Raw genomic sequence first — 1,384 nt, 5'->3', positions numbered from 1 at the left:
CGGTGATGGTGTGGACGGCGCTCTGTTGAGGGTTTGATTCGGATTGGCCCGATCCTCCACGGTGTGATTGTCACGATCCACCAAGGGAGCACCATCCACATGAGCAAGATAATCGCCGACCTTTCGGTTGTCACCAGTGTCGGCCTCGATCTGGCCAAGCACGTGTTTCAGGTCCACGCGGTTGATGCCGGCGGCAAGGTCATCGTCGCCAAGGCGCTGCGGCGGCGCGATGTCCTGCCATTCTTCCGATCGTTGCCGCCGTGCCTGATTGGCATGGAGGCTTGCGGCTCGGCCCATCACTGGGGGCGGGAACTGATGGCGCTGGGGCACGAGATCAGGCTGATCGCGCCCGCCTATGTGAAGCCCTTCGTCAAGCGCCAGAAGAATGACGCCAACGATGCCGCCGCGATCCACGAGACATTGTCGCGTCCGGGCCTGCGCTTCGTGAAGGTGCGTTCCATCGAGAACCAGGCGACCCTCATGCAGCACAAGGCGCGCGAGATGCTCGTCGCCCAGCGCACCCAACTTCTCAACGGCCTGCGCGGACATCTGGCCGAGATCGGCGTGATCGCCGCGCAAGGGACCTGCAATATGCGCAGCCTGGGAGCGCTGATCCATGAAGGCGACAGTTCGATCCCCGATGCGGTGCGCGCCAGCCTCCTGCCGCTGGTCGAGCAGATCGCCCACCTCGACGCCGCCATCCGGCAGATCGACACGGACATTGCCGTGGCGGCAAAGGCCGACCCGGTATCAAGCCGGTTGATGACCATTCCCGGCATTGGCCCGGTCACGGCCTCGGCGCTCAGCGCAACGATCGAGGACCCGGCCAGCTTTGCCGGCCCGCGTGAATTCGCCGCGTTCCTCGGCCTCGTGCCGCGCCAGCACTCCAGCGGCGGCAAGGCGCGGCTCGGGCGGATCACCAAGATGGGCAACGCCTACTTGCGCAAGCTGCTGGTGGTGGGCGCACACGCGGTGCTGGTGCATCAGGCGCGGCATGACGATCCGCTGCGGCAGTGGGCGAGGAAGCTGCTCGCCGCCAAGCCGTTCAAGCTGGTCGCGGTGGCCTGCGCCAACAAGCTCGCGCGGATGGCCTTTGCCCTGATGCGGCAGGGCACGACCTACGCCGCCGCATAAACTGCGCGGGCAAACGCAATCAGGGTGACCATGAAGTGATGTGACACAAACGGACAGAACGCTGCCAAGCCCGGTAAACTGTCAGCGCAGCAAAGCGCGATACGGTGATGGGGGCCAGCAGTGCAGGCGGACAAACATCAGGGCCAGTGGATCATACCCCCACGCCAAACAGGCCGAAGACATGACCGCACCCCGATACCGTTACTTCACCACAACTTCACCCTTGATCGCAGGGCGCCGTCCAGACATG

General features: G+C 64.6%; 1 protein-coding gene. It reads left to right on the top strand.

Features of this window, described 5'->3' with window-relative positions; all coding sequences use genetic code 11:
* Window positions 1-99: 99 nt before the first annotated feature.
* A complete protein-coding gene (locus GGR44_RS16640; RefSeq protein ID WP_183956616.1) occupies window positions 100-1,134 on the top strand; it encodes an IS110 family RNA-guided transposase in 1,035 nt (344 codons plus the stop codon).
* Window positions 1,135-1,384: the final 250 nt, after the last annotated feature.

The sequence above is a fragment of the Sphingobium fontiphilum genome, assembly GCF_014196635.1.
Lineage (GTDB): Bacteria > Pseudomonadota > Alphaproteobacteria > Sphingomonadales > Sphingomonadaceae > Sphingobium > Sphingobium fontiphilum.
The sequence above is the reverse complement of the archived record's forward strand: the minus strand, read 5'-3'. Positions and strand labels throughout refer to the sequence as shown.

Excerpts from the sequence above, each read along its gene's own strand:
- GGR44_RS16640 (WP_183956616.1), top strand. The coding sequence starts at position 100 with ATGAGCAAGATAATCGCCGACCTTTCGGTTGTCACCAGTGTCGGCCTC.